Annotated in this window: 9 protein-coding genes; 3 read left to right on the top strand and 6 right to left on the bottom strand. The window is 64.3% G+C overall.

The features are described from left to right. Positions 1-94: 94 nt before the first annotated feature. The 3 genes from CPH57_RS22315 to fes are packed head-to-tail and all read right to left on the bottom strand — an operon-like array spanning position 95 to position 5,632. Entirely contained in the window at positions 95-4,039 is a 3,945-nt protein-coding gene (locus tag CPH57_RS22315) for an enterobactin synthase subunit F (protein ID WP_096242727.1), read from the bottom strand. Positions 4,040-4,071: 32 nt separating this feature from the next. Further along, positions 4,072-4,278 carry an MbtH family protein gene (locus tag CPH57_RS22310; protein WP_033644173.1) on the bottom strand — a complete coding sequence of 69 codons (207 nt, stop codon included), beginning with the start codon at positions 4,276-4,278 and terminating at the stop codon, positions 4,072-4,074. Further along, positions 4,253-5,632: an enterochelin esterase gene (fes, locus tag CPH57_RS22305; protein ID WP_080273360.1), complete on the bottom strand. Its 1,380-nt coding sequence runs from the start codon at positions 5,630-5,632 to the stop codon at positions 4,253-4,255. Before fes ends, CPH57_RS22310 begins: the two co-directional genes overlap by 26 nt. Before the next feature lie 282 nt (positions 5,633-5,914). Here fes and CPH57_RS22300 point away from each other — a divergent pair, with 282 nt between their 5' ends. Then, positions 5,915-8,197 carry a TonB-dependent siderophore receptor gene (locus tag CPH57_RS22300; protein WP_060660058.1) on the top strand — a complete coding sequence of 761 codons (2,283 nt, stop codon included), beginning with the start codon at positions 5,915-5,917 and terminating at the stop codon, positions 8,195-8,197. A 220-nt stretch (positions 8,198-8,417) separates the two neighbouring features. Here CPH57_RS22300 and CPH57_RS22295 read toward each other — a convergent pair whose 3' ends face one another. From CPH57_RS22295 to CPH57_RS22285, 3 genes are all read right to left on the bottom strand, one after another. Further along, positions 8,418-9,650 (bottom strand): YncE family protein, encoded by a 1,233-nt coding sequence (locus CPH57_RS22295; protein ID WP_046688079.1) that lies wholly within the window; start codon positions 9,648-9,650, stop codon positions 8,418-8,420. 47 nt (positions 9,651-9,697) lie between these two features. Next, positions 9,698-12,607, bottom strand: a complete 2,910-nt coding sequence (locus tag CPH57_RS22290; RefSeq protein ID WP_046688078.1) for a condensation domain-containing protein — start codon at positions 12,605-12,607, stop codon at positions 9,698-9,700. A 78-nt stretch (positions 12,608-12,685) separates the two neighbouring features. Beyond that, complete coding sequence (locus CPH57_RS22285; protein ID WP_033641581.1) at positions 12,686-14,779, bottom strand: TonB-dependent receptor; 2,094 nt, start codon at positions 14,777-14,779, stop codon at positions 12,686-12,688. A 535-nt stretch (positions 14,780-15,314) separates the two neighbouring features. Here CPH57_RS22285 and CPH57_RS22280 point away from each other — a divergent pair. Both CPH57_RS22280 and CPH57_RS22275 read left to right on the top strand, forming a co-directional pair. Then, entirely contained in the window at positions 15,315-16,925 is a 1,611-nt protein-coding gene (locus CPH57_RS22280; RefSeq protein ID WP_046688077.1) for a condensation domain-containing protein, read from the top strand. A 64-nt stretch (positions 16,926-16,989) separates the two neighbouring features. Beyond that, positions 16,990-20,082 (top strand): amino acid adenylation domain-containing protein, encoded by a 3,093-nt coding sequence (locus CPH57_RS22275; RefSeq protein ID WP_096242726.1) that lies wholly within the window; start codon positions 16,990-16,992, stop codon positions 20,080-20,082. Positions 20,083-20,120 lie beyond the last annotated feature (38 nt).

The following is a 20,120-nucleotide window of genomic DNA, read 5'->3' as shown; positions in this document are numbered from 1 at the left end:
ATAGAAATCATTGATATTCAATTGTGAGCGGACGCAAGAAATGCCGCCAAACGCGGGGCAATCCCCGTGCCTGGCGGCGAGATGACGGGCGTTATTACAGCGTGCGCAAAATCCGGTTCAGCAGCGGCCCCAGCACTTTGAACGACGCCGGCGAAACGATATCGACATGCGCGCAGTCGAGTTCGTGCGCCTGCAGCGCATCGACGTACTGCGACCAGGTCTGCTGCACGTCCATCCCTGCCTGCAACGTGCGTTTGGCGACGAACAGCGTCGCCTGGCCGTGGAAGCGGGCGGTCCGCGTGTGCGACAGCAACCGCACCGAATCGGCGTAGTTGGCTTCGATGTTGTCGAACATCATGGTGCGCGTCTCGCCCAGCGCCGGATCGAGCGTATCCTGCGACACCGCCAGGAACTGTTCGCGCTCGCGCTGCACTTCCTTCAACACGTTGTCGTCCAGCATCACGTCCCAGTTTTGGGTCTCCGGCGGATAGGTATCCAGCAGGCCGAGGAACGCCACCTGCTCGCCGCGCGCCTGCAGCCGGGCGGCGATGCCCTGGGCCAGCGTGCCGCCCAGCGAGTAGCCGATGAAGTGGTACGGCCCGTGCGGCTGCACCTGCAGCACCGTCTGCAGGTGCGCCTCCACCACCTGGTCCATGTCTTCGCTCAGCGCCAGCGGGCCGTCCGGCCGCGGCGACTGAATGCCGACCAGCGACCAGTGCTGATCGAGATAGCGCGGCAATACGCTGAACTGCCAGGAGAAACCGGACGCCGGATGCAGACAGAACAGCGTCGGCCCCTCGGTGACGCGCAGCGGCAATACGCTGTCGAAGCCACTGCGATCGGCCTCTTCCTGCGTGCGATCTTCCGCCAGCAAGGCGGCCAGTTGCTCGACGCGCGACGCCACCATCACCTGGCCGACGGACACCGCCTTGCCCAGATCGCGGCGCAGCTCGGCCGCCAGACGCATCGCCAGCAGCGAATGGCCGCCCAGCGCGAAGAAATCGTCGTCGGCGAACACCTGCTCGCGCTGCAGCAGGCGGGCGAATACCGCGGCGATCTCGCTTTCCAACCCGGCCTGCGGCGGACGCCCTGCCTTGCGCTCACCGCCCTGCGGCTGCGGCAGAGCCTTGCGATCCAGCTTGCCGTTGGCGCTCAGCGGCAAATCGCGCATTTCCACCAACGCCACCGGCACCATGTGCGGCGGCAGACGGTCGGCCAGCGCCGCGCGCAGGGCTTCCGCATCCCAGCTCGCGCCAGGCTGCATCACCAGATAGCCCACCAGCTGGCGCGCATCGCCGCCGGCGTCCACCGGCGTGCCCTGCAGCACCCGCGCGTGCGTCACCGCCTGGCGCACGCCCGGCAGCGACAGCAGGGCGTGGTCGATTTCACTCAGCTCGATACGCTGCCCGCGGATCTTCAGCTGATCGTCGCTGCGGCCCAAATATTCCACCGCGCCGTCCGGCAGCCAGCGCGCCACGTCGCCAGTGCGGTACATGCGCCCGCCCTCACCGAACGGATCGGCGACAAAGCGGCTGGCGGTCAGATCCGGCCGGCCAAGGTAGCCGTGCGCCAGCTGGACGCCGGTCAGATACAGATCGCCCGCTACGCCCGGCGGCACCGGCCGCAGACGCGCGTCCAGAATGCGCAGCCCGGTGTTCCACACCGGCAGGCCAATCGGCACGTTGGCGCCGGTCACCTTCGCCAATGCCTCGCCGTAGGCCGGATGCCAGGTCACGTCCACCGCCGCTTCGGTCGGGCCGTAGAGGTTGTGCAGCGGCACCGCCGTGCGGCTTTGCCACAGGCGGCACAGCTCCGCCGGCAGCGCTTCGCCGCTGCAGAACACCTGGCGCAGCGCGGCGCAGCTCGCCACCGCCGCGTCGTCGTCCAGGGCGGCAACGAAAGCCGCCAGCATCGACGGTACGAAGTGCATCGTGGTAATGCGGTGTTGAGCGATCAGCTGTTGCAGCTGCTGCGGATCGCGGTGCGCCTCCGGCGGCGCCATCACCAGCCGGGCGCCGACCATCAATGGCCAGAAGAATTCCCACACCGAGACATCGAAACTGCACGGCGTTTTCTGCAGCACCGCGTCGTCCGCCCCCAGCGGATACTGGTGTTGCATCCACAGCAGGCGGTTGACGATCGCCTGATGGCCGACCAGCACGCCTTTCGGGCGCCCGGTGGAGCCGGAGGTAAAGATGATATAGGCCGCATGGTCCGACGTCGGGCCCGCGATCGCCACCCCGGCGGCGTGATCGGCCGCCAGCGGCGCGTCATACAGCAACATGTCGCCCTTGTCGGCGAAACGCGCCTGCTGCGCCGGGTGAGTGATGATCAAGCGGGGCGCGGCGTCTTCCAGCATCATCGCCAGCCGCTCGTCCGGATAACCGGTGTCCAGCGGCAGGTAGGCGGCGCCCGCTTCGACGATCGCCATCAACGCCAGCGACAGGAACACCGACCGCGGCAGCGCCACCGCCACGATGTCGCCCGGCCGCACGCCCTGCGCCACCAGTTGGCGCGCCAGCGCCGTGACCTGCTCGCGCGTTTCGCGGTAGGTGAAGCTGAAATGCGCATCCGCCAACGCCGGCGCGTCCGGCGTGGCTTGCGCCTGCTGCGCCAGCAATTGGCTCAGCGTGGTCGCCGGCACCGGATGCGCCGTGTCGTTGATCCGCGCCAGCAGCGCGCGATCGTCGGCGGTCAGCATATCGGCCTCGCCGATCGGCAACGTTGCCTGCGCGGCGAACTGCGCCAGCAGCAGCGGCAACCGTTGCAGGTGCGCCTGCAGCTCCTGGCGGCTGTAACGTTCGGCATTGGCCAGCAGCTCCACCTTCAATTGGTGGTGTTCATCGATAAACAGCGCAATCTCCAGATCGCGCACCGGCCCGGAGGCCAGATCGTGGGTAATGCCCTCGATGCCGGCGAAATCCAGCTGGTAATCGAACATTTTGAAGTTGAAGACCGTGCCGTACAGCGGTTCGCCGTCGCCGATGCGCCCCAGATCGCGCTGCACCTGTTCGGCGTCGTAGCGCTGATGGCGGCGCACCGTTTTCAGCTCGCGGCTGATGCGTGCGGCGGCCTCATACAGCGTGGCCTGCGGCTCGAGATGCATCTCCATCGGCAGCACATTGATCACCGGGCCGGCGGCGCACAGGGCGGCCGAGCCGGTACGGCGCATGAAGATAAAACCGGCGCTGAAGCTCGGTTGGCCGCTCAGACGCGACACCCACAGCGCCACCAACGCCACCGCCATATCGGCGGCGTTCAGCTTCTGCTGCGCGCCACGCTGCACCAGTTCGGCGAAGGCCTGCGGATCGCAGCGCTGTTCCAGCCGGTGGATGCGCGGCGTGGGCGTTTGCCCGGCCAGCGGCTGCGGGCAGATCGTGGCCGGCGGCGGCAGCTGCCGCGCTTTTTCGCGCCAGAAATCGGCGTCGCGTTGCCAGGCCGGCGCCTGCCGGTAAGCCTGGTATTCCGCCACCACGTCGCTGAACGCCGTGAAAGGCGTCGGCTCCAGCGCGTCGCCGCGGCAAAGATGGGTATAAATCGCCGCCACGCGGCGAGCGATGGCGGTGAAGCTGAAACCGTCCACCAGCAGATGGTGATAACGCTGATACCAGAACCAGCGATCGTCCGCCAGGCGCATCACCACATGGCGATACAGCGGTGCGCCGTTGCCGGCGCGCAGATCGCTCGCCAGATCGATATCCATCAGCGCGCGAGCGGCGGCTTCGGGATCCGACGACGTCGTCAGATCGACAAGTTCCGGCGCATGCACCGCCAGCGAGTCATCCAGCCATTGCACCGGCACGCCGTCGCGTTCCGCAAAACGCAGCCGCAGCATGTCCACCTCGCCGAGACCCCGGGTGATGGCCTGCAGCAGGGGCTCCACGGCGACGGGGCCGTTGAGTTCGATGGCATGCGCCACCGCGTAAGCATTGCGATGCGGAGAGATTTGATCGGCGACCCAAATGCCGGGTTGCGCCGCGACCAGCGGCCATTCGCCCGCAAGCGCCGGGCCGCTGAGAGAGTTAGGGGTGTGTGACACTGCTTATTGCTCCCGTGATTACCAGGCGCCGGTCACGCCTTGCGTGCTGCGACCGGCAGAATATCTTGCCAATGCTGTTCCAGCCACTCGGCGCACTCGGTGCGCGCCGCCGGGCCAAATACGATCGTCCAATCGGGTGGAATGGCGCGGAAATCCGGCCACAAACTGTATTGTTGTTGTACGTTGCGCAGCACCAGGCTGCGCTGCTGTTGATCATCGAACGGATTCAGGCTTTCCATCCTGCGTTCCTTGTGCCGCCGTCGTTACCGATGCCGGATAAGCGGTGGCGAAAGCGGAAGCCCACACCGCCTGCAGCCCGTCGGTCAGGCCGCTGCGCCAGCACAGCGCGTCGTGCCCGCCTTCCACCACCCGGTAGTGCACCCGATGGCCGGCTTCGCTCAGGCGCGCCGCCATTTGCCCGCTGACCTGATGCACCAGCTTTTCCTGCGTACCGGCTTCCATAAATACCTTCAGCGCGCCGTGGTTGCCCAGGCCGTGGCGTTCGACCTGTTGCATCAGCCAGCAGGCGTCGTCGGGAATGCTCGGCAGCTGCAGCATGTCGCGCCGCGGCCACCAATAGGAGCCGGACTGGGTGATCACCGCGCCGAAGCGCTGTGGCCAGCGCAGCCCGGCGTACAGAGAGGCCAGGCCGCCAAAGCTTTGCCCCGCCACCACCGTCTCGGCCGGATTGTCGCTGTGCGGCGCCCATTCGGCCAGTTGCGGCATCAGTTCTTCCTGCACCGCCAGCCAGAAATCGTCCTTGCAGGTCAGCTCACGCGCCCGGTGCGGCAGATCGATAATGTCGATCAGCACATACACCGCTTCCGGCAACGCCCCCTCGCGGGTCAGTTGCATCAACGGCGCCCAGACCGGCATTTGCTTCGCCCAGAACTGGCCGTCGAGCAGGATCGCGAGCGGGCGTTCGGCCGGCTTGCTGTCGCCGGTGGTGTAGATCCAGACATCGCGGCTGTTGCCCAGACGCTCGCTCTGCCAGGTATGGCGCTGCAAACGCGCCGGCAGCGGCGGCGTGCAGCGCCCGCTGGCGATCTCATACTCATCGAACGAGCGCCACACCGGCTGCGGCGGCGCATCCGGCATGTGCAGACCGGAAACGCTGTGGCCGCTGGCGCTTTGCCAGGAGCGATAGGGGTTGAGCAGATCGGGAGTGGCGCAGGCGAACACCTGGTGCCACCAGTGACGCAGGTTGTGCATGTTGGCGTGCGCGTCGTCGTCGCTGAACGCCGGCGGCCGCTCGTCAAAACAAGGAATAAAGCAGTAGCTGCCGCGCCAGGCGCCGTTCAGCTCGGTCTGCCAGTACCATACGTCGGTACCGGCCAAACGCAGCAGGCTTTGCGGCGGATTCGGCTGATGGTGGTCGGTCAGGCAGTTGATGTTGATCCACACCCGGCGGTAGGCGGAAGTCAATTCGCATCCCTGCGGATCGCGCCAGAAAAAGGTGGTTCGCCACCGGCCGTTACCCGCCGGTTCTACCCATGGCGTACCGCGTCGTGCCACCGTCAACCACCACCCTGGACTGCCCGCATTGCTGCTGGCCAATAATCTGCTGCTTTCTGACTCTAGTTCTGTATTCACAACGCCTACCCATTTTGTAGTTGGCGGCACCGGGAACGTCGACTTTTCCCTATCGCCGGCCACCGCCCGAACACACTGTAGGCCAAATACTATTGATAATAATTTGCATTTGCAATAGTGTGTAAGGCTTGGAGATCGTGCTGGTATTGCGCGCAACGGACAGGGATCGGGGATACATCAATGGCATCCCTTGCCGCAGCCGATTTTCTATTCCGACTACACAAAAACTACAACCGCCTTTCCCCCATTCGGCGAGGGAGGGCAGCAAGGTAGGACACTCAAATGAAAAGCAAGCTATCACGTTATTCTTTGGCCACTCTTATCGGCTTGGGATTGGGCGCGTCCGCGTTCGCCAACGCCGCGCAGCAGACCGACACCCCCACCACGGAAGAAAACAGCGGCACAGCGGATAAAAAGCCGCGCGGCGAAGACACCATCGTCGTGACCGCCGCCCGGCAGAACCTGCAGGCGCCGGGGGTATCTACCATCACCGCCGATGAGATCAAGAAACGCCCGCCGGCGCGCGACATCAGCGAACTGATCCGCACCATGCCCGGGGTTAACCTGACCGGCAACTCCACCAGCGGCCAGCGCGGCAACAACCGCCAGATCGATATCCGCGGCATGGGCCCGGAAAACACCCTGATTCTGATCGACGGCAAACCGGCCTCCAGCCGCAACTCGGTGCGTCAGGGCTGGCGCGGCGAACGTGACTCACGCGGCGATACCGCCTGGGTGCCGCCGGAAATGATCGAACGCATCGAAGTGCTGCGCGGCCCGGCTGCGGCGCGCTATGGCAACGGCGCCGCGGGCGGCGTGGTCAACATCATCACCAAGAAGGCCGGCGATGCGCTGCACGGCTCGCTGAACGGCTACTTCAACGTGCCGCAGCACAAGCAGGAAGGCGCCACCAAGCGTACCGATTTCAGCCTGTCCGGCCCGCTGAGCGATTCCCTGAGCTTCCGCCTGTTCGGCGGCTACAGCAAAACGCAGGCCGACGCCTGGGACATTAACGAATCGCACAAATCCGAACGCGTCGGCGCCTACGCCAACAGCGTGCCCGCCGGGCGCGAAGGGGTGGTCGATAAAAACATCGACGCCTTGCTGCACTGGGATTTCGCCCATCTGCAGTCGCTGGAGTTCGAATACGCCTATGGCCGCCAGGGCAACCTGTACGCCGGCGATACTCAGAACACCAACACCAACGCCCTGGTACAGAGCAACTACGGCAAAGAGACCAACCGCATCTACCGTGAAACCTTCGGCCTGACCCACCGCGGCGCCTGGGACAACGGCGTGAGCACCAACAACTACGTGCAGTTCGAACGCACCCGCAACACCCGCCTGAACGAAGGCTTGGCCGGCGGCACCGAAGGCATCTTCGATACCAAGAACACCGGTTTCGGCACCACCAAGCTGGATGACTTCCTGGCGCACAGCGAAGTCAGCGTGCCGTTCGAGCTGGGCGTCGCGCAAACCGCTACGCTGGGTACCGAATGGAGCCAGCAACGGATGAAGGACGGCACCTCCACCAGCCAAACGCTGATGGGCGGCACCATTCCCGGCATGACGACCGGTACGCGCAGCCCTTACGCTTCCGCGCATATCTTCTCGCTGTTCGCCGAAGACAACATTGAACTGACCGACACCACCATGCTGACGCCGGGTCTGCGCTACGATCTGCATTCGGAATCCGGCAACAACTGGAGCCCGGCGCTGAACCTGTCGCAGGAACTGGGCGACTACTTCACGCTGAAGATGGGCATCGCCCGTTCCTACAAGGCGCCGACCCTGTTCCAGACCAACGGCAACTATCTGCTGTACAGCAAAGGCCAGGGATGCGCCGGTAGCGATACCAGAAACGGCTGCTACCTGCTCGGCAACGACGATCTGAAGGCGGAAACCAGCGTCAACAAAGAGATCGGGCTGGAGTTCCATAACGACGGCTGGCTGGCCGGCGTGACCTACTTCCGCAACGATTACCACAACAAGATTGAAGCGGGTAACTCCCGCATCGCCACCAGCAGCACCGGCACGGCGGTCTATCAGTGGGAAAACGTGCCGAAGGCGGTGGTGCAAGGGCTGGAAGGCTCGCTGAACGTGCCGGTCAGCGAGACCGTCACCTGGAGCAACAACGCCACCTACATGATCGAGAACAAGAACAAGACCACCGGCGATTACCTGTCGGTGATCCCGAAGTTCACCGTCAACTCGACCCTCAGCTGGCAGGCCACGCAGGATCTGTCGATGCAGTCCACCCTGACCTGGTACGGCCGTCAGAAGCCGAAGAAGTACAACTACCAGGGTAAACCGGCCACCGGCGGCGAAACCCGCGAGGTTAGCCCTTACGCCGTCGTCGGCGCCAGCGCGACCTATGATCTGACCAAAAACGTCAGCCTCACCGCCGGCATCGACAACCTGTTCGATAAACGCCAGTTCCGCGCCGGCAACGCGCAGAACGTCGGCGATCCGAACACCGGTGCGATCAACATCGCCGGTGCGGGCGCGGCCACCTACAACGAACCGGGCCGCACCTACTACATGAGCATCAACACCCACTTCTGATGACATGAACCAACGACAAAGGGGTGCTCAGCACCCCTTGAGGTAAATGACAAAGCGGATGACGTTGCCGGGCTTTCATTAGGCGACAGATAGAAAACAAGGAAAATCAATTCATTGATTTTCGGCTGATAACCACAAAGGAGGAAAAACCACGCTTTTTCCTCCTTTATCAGCCACGAGAAAGGGCGCCGCGGCGCCCTTTTTTTATCTTTCCATTCAGTTATTTGGTGTGTAGCTGAATGCGCACCACGCTTTCGGCTGTGCCGGCCTTGGTGGCAGCGCCGTCGTTTTTCACCGTTACGAACAGCGCATCGCCTTTCGGATCCAACGCCAGGCTGTTAGGGTGCGGCGGCAGGTCTACGGTTTGCAGGCGCTTGAGGGTCTTGGCGTCGAACACCGTCAGCGTCCCGGCACCGTGATCCACGCGCACGCCCTTGCGGTTGGCGACATACAGCCGCTGGCTGCGCTCGTCGAGCAGCAGACCTATCGGCACTTCATCCGTCAGTTCGCTGGCCAGCACCTTGCCGCTGTCCGCATCCAGCGCGAACACCCGGTGGCCGCTGCTGCGCTTCACGTAGCCGCGCCCCAGATGATGGTTGCGGTAGTCGTCGCGGTCGATGCCCTGATCGACGCCCAACAGGCGGTTGCTCGCCGGGTCATACACCAGGTTCAGCAACTGATCGGCCTGCACCTCGTGCGTGGCGGCGATCGCCAACGTGTCGGCGTTCAGGGTGATCACCTGCCCCTGCATGTTGGAGACGAACACTCTGCGGCCCTTCTCATCCAGCGTGATGCCCACCGCGTTGTAACCGAAGCCCGGGATCACTTTCTCCAGCTTGCCGGCCTTGGTATCGACCACGTACAGCACGCTGTCGACGCCGAAGCCCAGCCCCGGCAGGAACAGGCGGCCGCTTTGCGCGTCATATTTAATCTCGCGGATGCGGTACAGGTAGTCCTCAGTGATCTTGAACTTCTTCAGCTCCGCCAGCAGGAAATCCAGGCGCTTGCCGCTGATGCCCGCCTGCTTGTAGGCCTGCTCCAGCACCGCTTTATCCAGCAGCTTGATGCTGTCGAGCGCATGGTTGGTGGTGGTGTCCACCACCCCGACTTCGCCGTTGAAGGCCTGCGTCAGGTACAAACGGTTGCCCGCATCGTTCAGCGCCACGCCGAAGCCTTTCACCTTCAGCGGGATCTCCGCCTTGATCGCCAGGGTGTTGGGATCCAGCCGCAGCACGCGGGAGCGCGCTTCTTCCTTCCAGTCCGGCGCACTGACGAACAGCGCCTGCTGCGAGGTGCTGTAGGCCATCTCCACCACCGCCGACGACAGCGCCTGGCGCTTGATGTCCTGCGGTTTGATGCCGGCATCGTCCGCCTGCGCGGCGCCGGCGACCACCAGAGAGGCCGCCACCAGCAGCGACAGTAACGCGCGCGGGGTTGCTAGGGTTCCAGACATCCTTTTATCTCCTTGAAAATCATGCTTTCGGTTAGAGTGAAACAACGTCATGCCTGCGGCCCGGGAGGCAGCGCCGCCAGAGCGATATCGCCAGCGATGTGCTGTGCAAACTGGGTAAAGACGTGCTGAACGCCGTCGGCGATCAGAGTGGCCTGCTCCCGGCTGTAGTGATCCTGGCGATAGGTCATCATCACCCGCAGGGATTTCTTCCCGGCCAGATCGTCTTCCATCACCTCAAACTGCAGGCCGAGCAGCGATTCGGCTTTCTCCGGCTCCACCTGACGGTAGGCGATCGCACGGCCGTCCTGCAGCCGGAACTCGCCGTTCAGCTTGATGCGGCTGTGGATCTGGATGAACACTTCGAACATGTGGTTTTTGCGGTCGGCATCCACGCCGAACAGCCCTTCTTCCACCAGGTCGATCGGAATGTCGGTGTACGGCAGCGAGCCATTGATGGTGTTTTTCACCTGACTGACCAACCCGGCGACCGTCAGCCCTTCGTCGAAGCGCACGCGGTGCACCACCACGGTGGTGAAGTAGCCGACGGTATCGAAGAACTCGGCGTCGTTACGGCCAGAGGTTGAGGTGCCCACCAGCAGATCCGCCGGGCCGCCCAGCAGACGCAGCGCCGAGGTAATCCCGGCATACACCACGTTGAACAGCGAAGCGTTGTTGCGGCGGGCAAGCTGATACAGGCCTTCCGCCACGGCAGGATCGACCTCGAACTCCAGCCAGCCGCCGTTGACGTCCGCCGGCGCCGGCACCGCCGGGTGGGTGGACGCTTCTTGCCGGAAGATCGGTTGGCCGACCGGCGCGCCGCGCAGCGCATCGAGCCAATAGTCCAGATGTTGCTGCTGCACCCCCGAGGCCCGCTGCTGCCGGGCGAAGGTGTGGAACTGCGGCGGCTGCCCGCTCCACTGCGGCGCCTGGCCGACGACGCGATGGCGATAGGCGACGCCCAGCTCGTCCATCATCAGGTTGAGCGACCATTCATCCAGCACCACATGGTGGAACAGCAGCGACAGCAGCTGCTGGCCGTTGTCCGCATCGCGCAGCAGCGTGGCGCGCAGCGGCAGCTCGGCGGCCAGATCGAACCGGTGCTGGCCGGCGTCGGCCAACAGGGCCGCGGCGTTACCCGCCGGCGTCTCGTGAGAGAAGCGGAACCACTGATAATCCGGCAGTTCTGCGGCCGGCACCACCACCTGCACCACCTCCCCCTGCTGCTCGACGAAGCGTGAACGCAGCACGGTATGGCGAGTCATGACGTCGATAAACGCCTGGTGCAGCGCCGTTTCGTCCACCGCATCGAAGAAGCGCAGAGAGAACGGCAGGTTGAAAATCTCGTCATGGCCGAAGGCTTCATACACCTTCCACAGCGATTCCTGCGCCAGCGACAGCGGCGCCTGCGCCCCCTCATGATCGTCGGCGATGGCTAGCGAGGCATTCGGCTGCGCGACGTTCAGGCGTTTGGCGTAGCCCGCCAGCCCGCGCGCCGTCGGATGGCTGAACAGATCGTTAATGTTGATTTCGATCTGATGCAGGCTCAGCAAGCGGCCAATCACCCGGGTAGCGACCAGTGAATGGCCGCCGCGATCGAAGAAGTCTTCATCCAGGGTCATTTCCGGCGCCGCCAGCGCCTCACGGAACGCCTGCAAAATCAGTGATGCAATGCTTTCGTCCGGGTCGCCGTTCGCCGCCGGCGCGGCCATCGCCGGGGAAACGGCCTCAGCCGCCGGCAATGCGACGGCAATCCGCTGCCCGGCCAGGAACGCGCTGAACTGCTCCAGCAGGAAAGGCGCCGCGTGCGGAGACAGACGCGGATCGGTGACCAGCTCCAGCGTCAGCGTTTCCGCCTCGGGCGAGCTCAACAGCAGCGCCAGTTCAAACGGCGTATGCAGCGGCGGCAGCAACAGGCGTTCGGCGTGAACGCCTTCCAACCGCCACTCTGCAGCCAGATCGTCGCGCCAGGCCACCAGCAGCTGCGCCCGCTGCCGATCCGGCTGTTCAGCCACGGTCTGCGCCAGCAGCCGTTGCCCGGCATCGCCGTCGCCGTGACGTACGGTCAGGCGCATCAGCGGCGCTGCCGTCAGGCCCAACTCCAGGCCGACGCACTCCGCCGTTTCTGCCGCCGGCACGCACAGCTGCACCGCTTGCCCGCCGGCCTGCGTGGCGACGAACTCGGCAAAACGCGCCGCCACCGCCGCCAGCAAGGCCCGCGGCGTGTCGTTGGCGGGCAACAGCGAGCGCGCAATGCGCGTGACCACGCGCGCGCCCACCGGTGGCAACGCTTCAACACGCTGCGCCGGGCTGCGGTAATCCTGCAGCGCGACCGCCTGGCGCGCCCAGGGCAGCTGTGGCTCCGGGGTTTCCGGCGGCTCGACCGGCTCCGCCGCGAAAGGCAGAGGCATCGCATCTCCGTTATAACGGGCGGACAACATCGCCGGCAGGTGGCGCCACGGCAGCGTTTCCGCCAGGATGTCATGCAATACCGCGCCCAACATCACATCACCGCCCGGCGTGAGCAACAGCAAGAAGCGCAGCGGCGCTTCGCCTTCCAGTTCAAACGGCGCCGCCTGCGCCTGCAGCAGGCAATCCATGGCGTGTTGTTCATCCGCCACCTGACGCAGGCTCACCGGCAACGGCGCCGAATCGGCGGCGCGTTTAATCAGACCGTTTTCGTCATCAAAAACGTAATGCACGTTCACGCCCGGCGTTTCCCGCACCAGCGCCTGCAGCGCCGCCGTCAGTTGGGCGATATCCACCTCTCCCGTCAGGCGCCAGGCTAGCGCCCGCTGCCAGCGTGCGTCACCCTGCTGCAGATGGGCAAACCATGCCCGCTCTTCGGCTTCGCTTACCGGCCGCTCGCCGTTCGCCGCCCCCGCGCCCAGCGCCTGAAACGCGCTCTCCAGCCGCTGGGCCTCTTCATCGCTCAGAATGCTGTCAAAATCATCGATCACTGCGTTATCTCCTTTGCCCGGCCGTGCCGGGATAGCGCATAAAACGGGGGACATTCGTCCCCCGTCACCGCGATAGCGTTAGAAAGTCAGCTCAACCGCTGCGCCGACCAGGCGGCCTCGCTGGAGAGTCGCCGTGTAAATGTCATTGCTTCTGACCATCTCGCGGCGGTCGGAATCAAACAGGTTTTTCGCATACAGCGTGGCGCGACCGTAGTCGAAGGTGTAAGCCAGCTGGGCGTTGGCCGTCCAATAGGAGCCGATGCGCCCGCGCGAGTCGTTGTCGTATTGCGAATAGTAGGAGTCGGTAAACGCCACGTTGCTGCTCAGCTCCCACCCTTTCAGGAACTGATATTTGGCGCCCATGTTGGCGGTGTAAGCCGGCGCGCGCGCCAGCTCATGCCCTTCCACGCCGCTGCCCGAGAACTTCTTGATGTCGGTTTTCAACAGGCCGAGGTTGCCGAACAGTTCGAAATCCCAGCGCGGCTGCCAGGTAGCGCCGATTTCCGCGCCGTAGGTTTCCACCTTGTCGGCGTTGCGGATCACGCTGGAGTTCTCGCCCAGCGAGTACGGCAGCTGCATATCCTTGTAATCGTTGTAGAAGATGTTACCCGTCAGCACCACGTTGGCGTCTTTCAGGTGATGGCGGGTGTACAGCTCGTAGTTCCAGACATACTCGGAACCGTAGGTGTAGCTGACCACCGGCGTGCCGATCGTGATGCCGCCGCCGCCGGCGTTATAGCCGCGTGCGATCTTGGCGCCGTAGGTTTGGGTATCCGTCGGTTTCCAGGCCACGTCCAGCTTCGGCAGGAACACGGTGTAGGTTTCATCGAAATCGATGCGCACCGCCTGGCTGCCGCCGTCGCGGCGACGATGTTCGCGCTCCAGACGGCTGGCGGCGGTCACGTCCACCTGCGGCGTCAGCGCATAGGTCAGCTCGGCGAACGCCGAATGGGTATCGGTCTTATCCTTGAAGGTCGAGCCGCCGAAGATGTTGACGAACTCATCCTGCGTGCCGTGGAAGTAACGCAGCCCCGCCAGCCCGTGCAGGCGGCTGTCCGCGCCGCCGAAGCGCACTACCGGCTCCACGTGAACTTCCTGGCCGTCGATCTCGGCGTATTGGATGTTGTAAGCGGTCGGACGGTTGATGTTGAAGTCGGTGTAGATAACGCGGTTTTCCAACGTCAGTGCGTCGGACTGCTCCCAGGCCAGATCCCAGATGGTGCTGTTCATGTTGCTTTTGAACACGGCGCGGCGCGGATCGTGGCGCGGGTTGGTCGGATGCGGCTGAGGGTTGAGGCTTTCGTTCTGCGGCGCGGTGCTGCCGAAGTGGTTGAAGGTCAGCTTGGTGGTCAGATCGCGCAGGCCGGCCGGGTTGAACAACAGCTTGGCGCGGGCGGTGGTGGCTTCCACTTCGCGCGGATCGCCCACCGGCGCATAGGCCGGCAGATCGGCTTCGCTGCGGCGGCGCTGGCGATCGACGCTGACGCGGAACGCCAGCTGATCTTCCACCAGCGGGCCGGACGCCATGGCCGCCAACTGTGAAGAGTGCTGGTTGCCGGCCCCGCCCTTGAAGGCGCTTTCCCACTCGAAGGTCGGATCCTTACTGGCCATGACGATGGCGCCGGCGATGGCGTTGCGCCCCTGGATGTAGCTTTGCGGGCCGAGGAACACTTCGACGCGATCCAGATCCCACAGCGACTGCGGACCGAACGCCTGTTCGTTATAAGTCAGCGAACGGCCGTCCAATGACAGATTGAGGCGCGGGCGGGTGCCGCTAAGGAAAGCGTTGGCGCCGACGTTCGGGCCGGAACCGTCGATGCCGCGCACGGTCGGCAGTTCGTTGCCGATGCCCAGATCCACCACGTTGGGGGTCATGCGCAGCAGATCGGGGATCTGCACCGCATCGGGCATCGAGGCGATGCGGTTGCTGTCGAACACCTGCACGCTGGAGCCGGTGTCGAAAATGGACCGTTTGATCTTCTCACCGGTGACCAGCAGCGTTTCCGCGTCCTGGTAGGTTTCGTTGCTCTTCGTTTCCGCCGCGTTGACGTTACCGATCGCCAGTGAACAAACCCCTAAAAATACGGAGGAAAATGCCCCAATGGCTTTCAACCCCGCCTTTTCCCCGTTTCCTACGCTTTCATGCCGTTGAGCCGCAAAATGCTTGCCCATAGATGTCTTCTCCTTTCATCCCAGAGGTGCACAAAATTTGATTTTTTTTTACACAACCTACATCGACACTCACACAGATCATGACGCTGCGGCCTTCCCGGCCTTGCTGTTGCTTATCCCTGCGGCAAACCCATGTCTTTCGCGGCCGAACGGGCGCGGCCCCGTCCACGGCCAAGCCGCCGGCGGAGCGGCCGGCAGCTTGTATAAAAACGTAAAATAATGTTAAGAATGATAATATTTTGCATTTTCTAATGCAAATCATTATCAATAAAGGTGTGAGGGCTGACAAGATAACTGCCAGAAGCCCTTATGCTTTCGCAGGAAAAACGAGCGCTGCAATAACAAGCAATCATTTCAATGCTAAGAATAATATAGATAAATTACTCACGCCCAACGCCCTCTCTGCTCAGTATTGCTAAAACGCCTTATAGATAGCACCCATGCGCCAAATGGATCAAATAATAATAATTTTCATTCCTATTAACATTTGGATATATTCTTGCAGTCTCGTTGGCTGAATCAAAATGGATACCCGATGAAAGCGTTAACCACGATGCAGGCCGCCTATTGGGTAGGCCGACAGTCCGCTCCCCCTCTGGGCGGCATGGCCGCCCACCTGTATGCGGAGTTCGACGGCGGCGAGCTGGATGCCGCTCGGCTCCGCCAGGCCGTAGAGATGTTGTACCTGCATCATCCGCTGCTGCGCCTGCGCATTACCGACGATGGCCAACAGACGATCGCGCCCCCCAGTCCCCGGCATACCTTGCATCTCGACGACTGGCGACACGCCGATGAAGCGACGCTGGCGGCCGCGCTCGCCGCCAAACGCCAGGCGAAAAGCACCCAGCTGCTGCCGCTGGAACAGGGCGTTCCCTGCGATATCAGCCTGAGCCTGCTGCCGGAAGGGCGCAGCCGCTTGCACGTCGATCTCGACATGATCGCCGGCGATGCCATGAGCTTTCGCCTGCTGATGGAGGATCTGGCGGCGTTTTATCACCAGTGTCCGGCGGCGCCCTCCCATGACGCGCCGCCGGCCTACTTCGATCACCTCGAACGACGCAACGCCGACGAGGCGCTGCGCCAGCGGCGCGAACGCAGCCAGCGTTGGTGGCGTGCTCGCCTGGCGCAGGTGCCGCCGGCGCCGCGCCTGCTGCGCACGCCGGACCGCTGCCGCAGCGATCGTTTGGCCATCCAGTTGAATGCAGAAGAAAGCCGCGCGCTGGAGAGCGTGGCCAAGCGGCACCACACCTCCCTCTCGACGCTATTTCTGGCGCTGTTCGCGCTGGCCGTCGGCCAGGGTTGGAACATGACGCGCTTCCGGCTCAACGTGCCGCTGTTCCACCGCGAGAGCGAACGGGAAGACGCGCATCGCCTCGTCGGCGACTTCTCTAATCTGGTATTGCTCGGCGTGGAATTGAACCCGACGGAAAACCTGAACGCCTTCTGCCAACGCCTGATGGCGCAGCTGGCGGAGCTGATCGAGCATGCAGATTATCCCGGCGTCAGCGTGATGCGCGATCTGTCACGCCTGCACGGCAGCCTGCAGCCTTCGCCGGTGGTGTTTACCGCCGGTTTCGGCATCCGCGGCAAGACGCTGTTTTCCGAACGGGTCGCCAACACCTTCGGCCCTCTCGGCTGGGTCATCTCTCAGGGGCCGCAGGTCGCGCTGGATGCGCAGGTCGCCCACGTCGACGACGGCATTCTGATCAACTGGGACGTGCGGCTGGACGCGTTTCCCGAGCACGTGTTGCCACGTCTGCTGGCCTGTTACCGGGCACTGCTGCACCTGGCCGCGCGGCAAGCGGGGGCGTTCGATCGCCCGCTGTCGCAACTGCTGGCGCAATGCACGCCCGACGCGCTGGCGCAGCAGGCGCCGGTGCGCCAGGTGTTGCACCGGCTGCTGGAGCGGGTGGCTCCCGAGGCCGGCTTGCACGACCACGACGATATCCACCGGTTGCCTCTGCCGGATGCTGGGGTGAACGCGCTGCTAACGGTGCTCAACAAATATCTGGCGGCGGCGCTGACGGCGCAGGATCTGGCGGCGCATCCCTCCCCCGCGGCGCTGGCGGCATTGATCTGCCAACGCTCGCCCGAAGCAGGACGGCATGCGAAAACGCTGCTCGCCGCGCTGGCGCCGCAGCACTGAGATCGGTTTCCGGGCGCGCGACGTCCGGCACGTTTTAATCGGTTAGCGACTATAGGGAAGCACCATGGAGACACCATTAACCGCACTGCAGCAGGCCTATCTTCTCGGCCGCAGCGATCGATGGCCGCTCGGCGGCGTGGCGATGCACGACTTCCGCGAATACCGTGCCCGGCAGCGGGATTTGCCGCGCCTTGAAGCGCGCCTGGCCGAGCTGGTACAGCACTACCCGGCGTTGCGCACCTGCATCGATGTGCAGCGCGGCACGCAGCACGTGCGCCCGGAAATCACGCTGCATCTGGATCGCCACGACCTGCGCTCGCTGGATGACGAAGCGGCGCAGCGCCAGACGGAACAACTGCGCGAGCGTTACTCCCACCAGCGCCACGATCCGAGCCAACCGCTGTGGCGCATCGCCGTGATCCAACTTGCCGAACAGCAGGATCCGACGGGATCGCCGTACGATACGCTGATCTTTACCAGCTTTGATGCCTTGATCCTCGACGGCCAGGGGATCTCCGCCGTGATCGCGCGCCTGTTCGACGATCGCCCTCTGACGCCGACCGCCGCCGCGCTGCCGCCCCCTGCGGCATCGGCGGCGCAACGCCAGGCCGATGCCGCCTATTGGCGCGAGAAGCTGCAGGATGTCACCACCCCGTCGGCGTTGCCGTGGCGCGCCCCGCTCGCCAATCTCACCGCATCACGCTATCGCCGCGCCACCCTGACGCTGCCGCACGACACGGTCAAACAACTGGGCCGCCTGGGATCGCCGCATGCGCTGCTGCGCAACAGCCTGCTCTCGGCGCTGATCCTTGATACGCTGGCCCACTGGACCACCGACGGGGAGCTGTGCGTCGGGGTGCCGGTGGCGTTCCCCGCCGCCACGAAGCTGGGCAACGCCTCCAGCTTCGTGGCGGTGCGCTATTCGCGCTACGGCGAAGACTTTATCCAGCGCGCGCAAGCCTTGCAGGACGATGTGCTCGGCGCGCTCGATCACCTGGCGTTTTCCGGCGTCGATCTGGCGCGTCAGTTGCTCGGCCAAAGCCAGGGCGGCCCGGCGCTGCCGGTGATCCTGACCAACTGTTTGGGTTGGGAAACGCTGCCGGCCGAGGCGCCGGTGCGCTTCCACGATGGCCTGACCCAAACGCCGCAGGTCGCCATTGATATCCGTCTGACGCTGGACAGCGAAAAAAACCTGCAGCTGTGCGTGGATTACGCCGAGCAGGCGCTGCACGGCGAGCAGGTAGCGGCCATACTGGCGGCCTTGCAGCGGCGCATCCTGCACAGTTGCCAACGCGCCGATCTGGCGATCGCCCCGCGAGATTTCATCGATCTGGCGCATTACCGCCACAACGACAGCGAAGCGAATTACGCGCCTTATCCTTATCTGGCGCAGCTGACCGAGCGGCTGTTCGGCGCGCATAACGGCGGCAACGCGCTGATCTGCGGCGAGCAGACGCTGACCTATCGCGAGCTGGGCCAGCGGATCGCCACGGCGATCGCCAACCTGCAAAGCCGCGGCGTACAGCCGGGCAACGTGGTGGCGCTGTATTTGCCGCGCAGCCCGGAACAGATCATCTTCAGCCTCGCCTGCGCCCTGCAGGGGGTGATCTGGGTGCCTATCGACATCAACTCGCCGCCGGAGCGCACCGCCTACCTGCTGGAGAACTGCCGGCCGACGCTGGTGGTGCACGGCGGCGATCTGGAGACGCCGATCGGCGTGACGCCGGCTACCCTGCTGACGCCGACGGATCGCGCGCCCGCGCTGCCGGATGGACAGGCGTTGACGGAACGCAGCGCCAGCCAGGCCGCGAGCTATTACCTGTATACCTCCGGCACCACCGGTAAACCCAAGTGCGTGGTGCTCAACAACCGCGCTACCGCCAACGTCGTGCACCAAACCCAACAGCGCTGGAGAGTCACCGCCGACGACGTCTTTATTTCCGTGACGCCGCCGCACCATGACATGTCGATGTTCGATCTGTTCGGTTCGCTGTGCGCCGGCGCCACGCTGGTACTGCCGGCGCCGCATCAGGAAAAAGACGCCATCAGTTGGAACCAACTGGTGGAAAAACATCGGGTCAGCCTGTGGTGCTCGGTGCCCGCCATTCTGGAGATGCTGCTCACCTGTAAAACGGCCGACAGCCTGCGCTCGCTGCGCCTGGTGGCGCAGGGCGGCGACTACATCAAGCCGGCGACGGTGCAAACCCTGCGCACCTTACGCCCGGATCTCGCGCTGTTCTCACTCGGCGGGCCGACCGAAACCACCATCTGGAGCATCTGGCACCCGATCGCCCCGCAGGAGAGCGGCACCGTGCCTTACGGCCGCCCGCTGCCGGCCAACCGCTATTTCATCTGCCATGACGACGGCAGCCACTGCCCGGCCGGCGTGGTCGGCCGCATCCATACCGCCGGGGTCAACCTGGCGTTAGGCTATCTGGAGCAGGGGGAGCTGAAGCAGCACGACTTCGTCACCCTCGCAGGGCCGGACGGGCAGCCGCTGCGCGCTTTCCGTACCGGCGATCAGGGCTATTACCGTCCGGACGGCAACATCATGTTCGCCACCCGGGTGAACGGCTATGTGAAGATCCGCGGCGTGCGCGTCTCGCTGCCGGAAATCGAAGACGTGCTGCGCCGCCATCCGGCGATCCGGGATATGGTGGTGGTGGATTATCCCAGCGGAGAGAACAACGAGGCGGCGCTCGGCGCCCTGTATCTGACCCGCGACGGCAAGCCGCTGCCGCTGTCCGAGATCCGCGCCTTTGCCACCGGCTATCTGCCCTGTACCCATATTCCCACGCGCTTTATCCACGCCGAGGCGCTGCCGCTGTCTGCCAACGGCAAAACCGACCGCCATCGTATCCGCGCCGACCTGAGCCAGCGGCAAACCGCGCCGGCGCTGAACGCCTGCGCAGCCCCGCCGCCGAACGCGCCTTTGGCGCGCAGCGCAGAGATCCTGACCATCTATTGGCAGGCGATCGGCGTGACGCCGCGCCCGGAATGGGGAGAAGAGACGGCGTTTATCGCCATGGGGCTGAAGCTGCCGCATATCAAACAGGTGGCGGAGCGCCTCAATGACGCTTTCGGCACCCGGCTGGTAAGCAGTGCGCTCTTGCCGTGCAAGAATGCGCGCGAAGTGGCGGCGTTACTGACCAGCTGAAGCCACATCACTCGGGCGGGGATATCCCCCGCCCGCAG

The sequence above is a fragment of the Serratia sp. JKS000199 genome (assembly GCF_900215455.1).
GTDB lineage: Bacteria > Pseudomonadota > Gammaproteobacteria > Enterobacterales > Enterobacteriaceae > Serratia > Serratia ureilytica.
The sequence above is the reverse complement of the archived record's forward strand: the minus strand, read 5'-3'. Positions and strand labels throughout refer to the sequence as shown.

What these genes read in the sequence shown, in the direction of transcription:
- CPH57_RS22300 (WP_060660058.1), top strand. Translation starts at nt 5,915, where the DNA reads ATGAAAAGCAAGCTATCACGTTATTCTTTGGCCACTCTTATCGGCTTG.
- CPH57_RS22285 (WP_033641581.1), bottom strand. Translation starts at nt 14,779, where the DNA reads ATGGGCAAGCATTTTGCGGCTCAACGGCATGAAAGCGTAGGAAACGGG.
- CPH57_RS22275 (WP_096242726.1), top strand. Translation starts at nt 16,990, where the DNA reads ATGGAGACACCATTAACCGCACTGCAGCAGGCCTATCTTCTCGGCCGC.
- CPH57_RS22280 (WP_046688077.1), top strand. Translation starts at nt 15,315, where the DNA reads ATGAAAGCGTTAACCACGATGCAGGCCGCCTATTGGGTAGGCCGACAG.
- CPH57_RS22310 (WP_033644173.1), bottom strand. Translation starts at nt 4,278, where the DNA reads ATGGAAAGCCTGAATCCGTTCGATGATCAACAGCAGCGCAGCCTGGTG.
- CPH57_RS22295 (WP_046688079.1), bottom strand. Translation starts at nt 9,650, where the DNA reads ATGTCTGGAACCCTAGCAACCCCGCGCGCGTTACTGTCGCTGCTGGTG.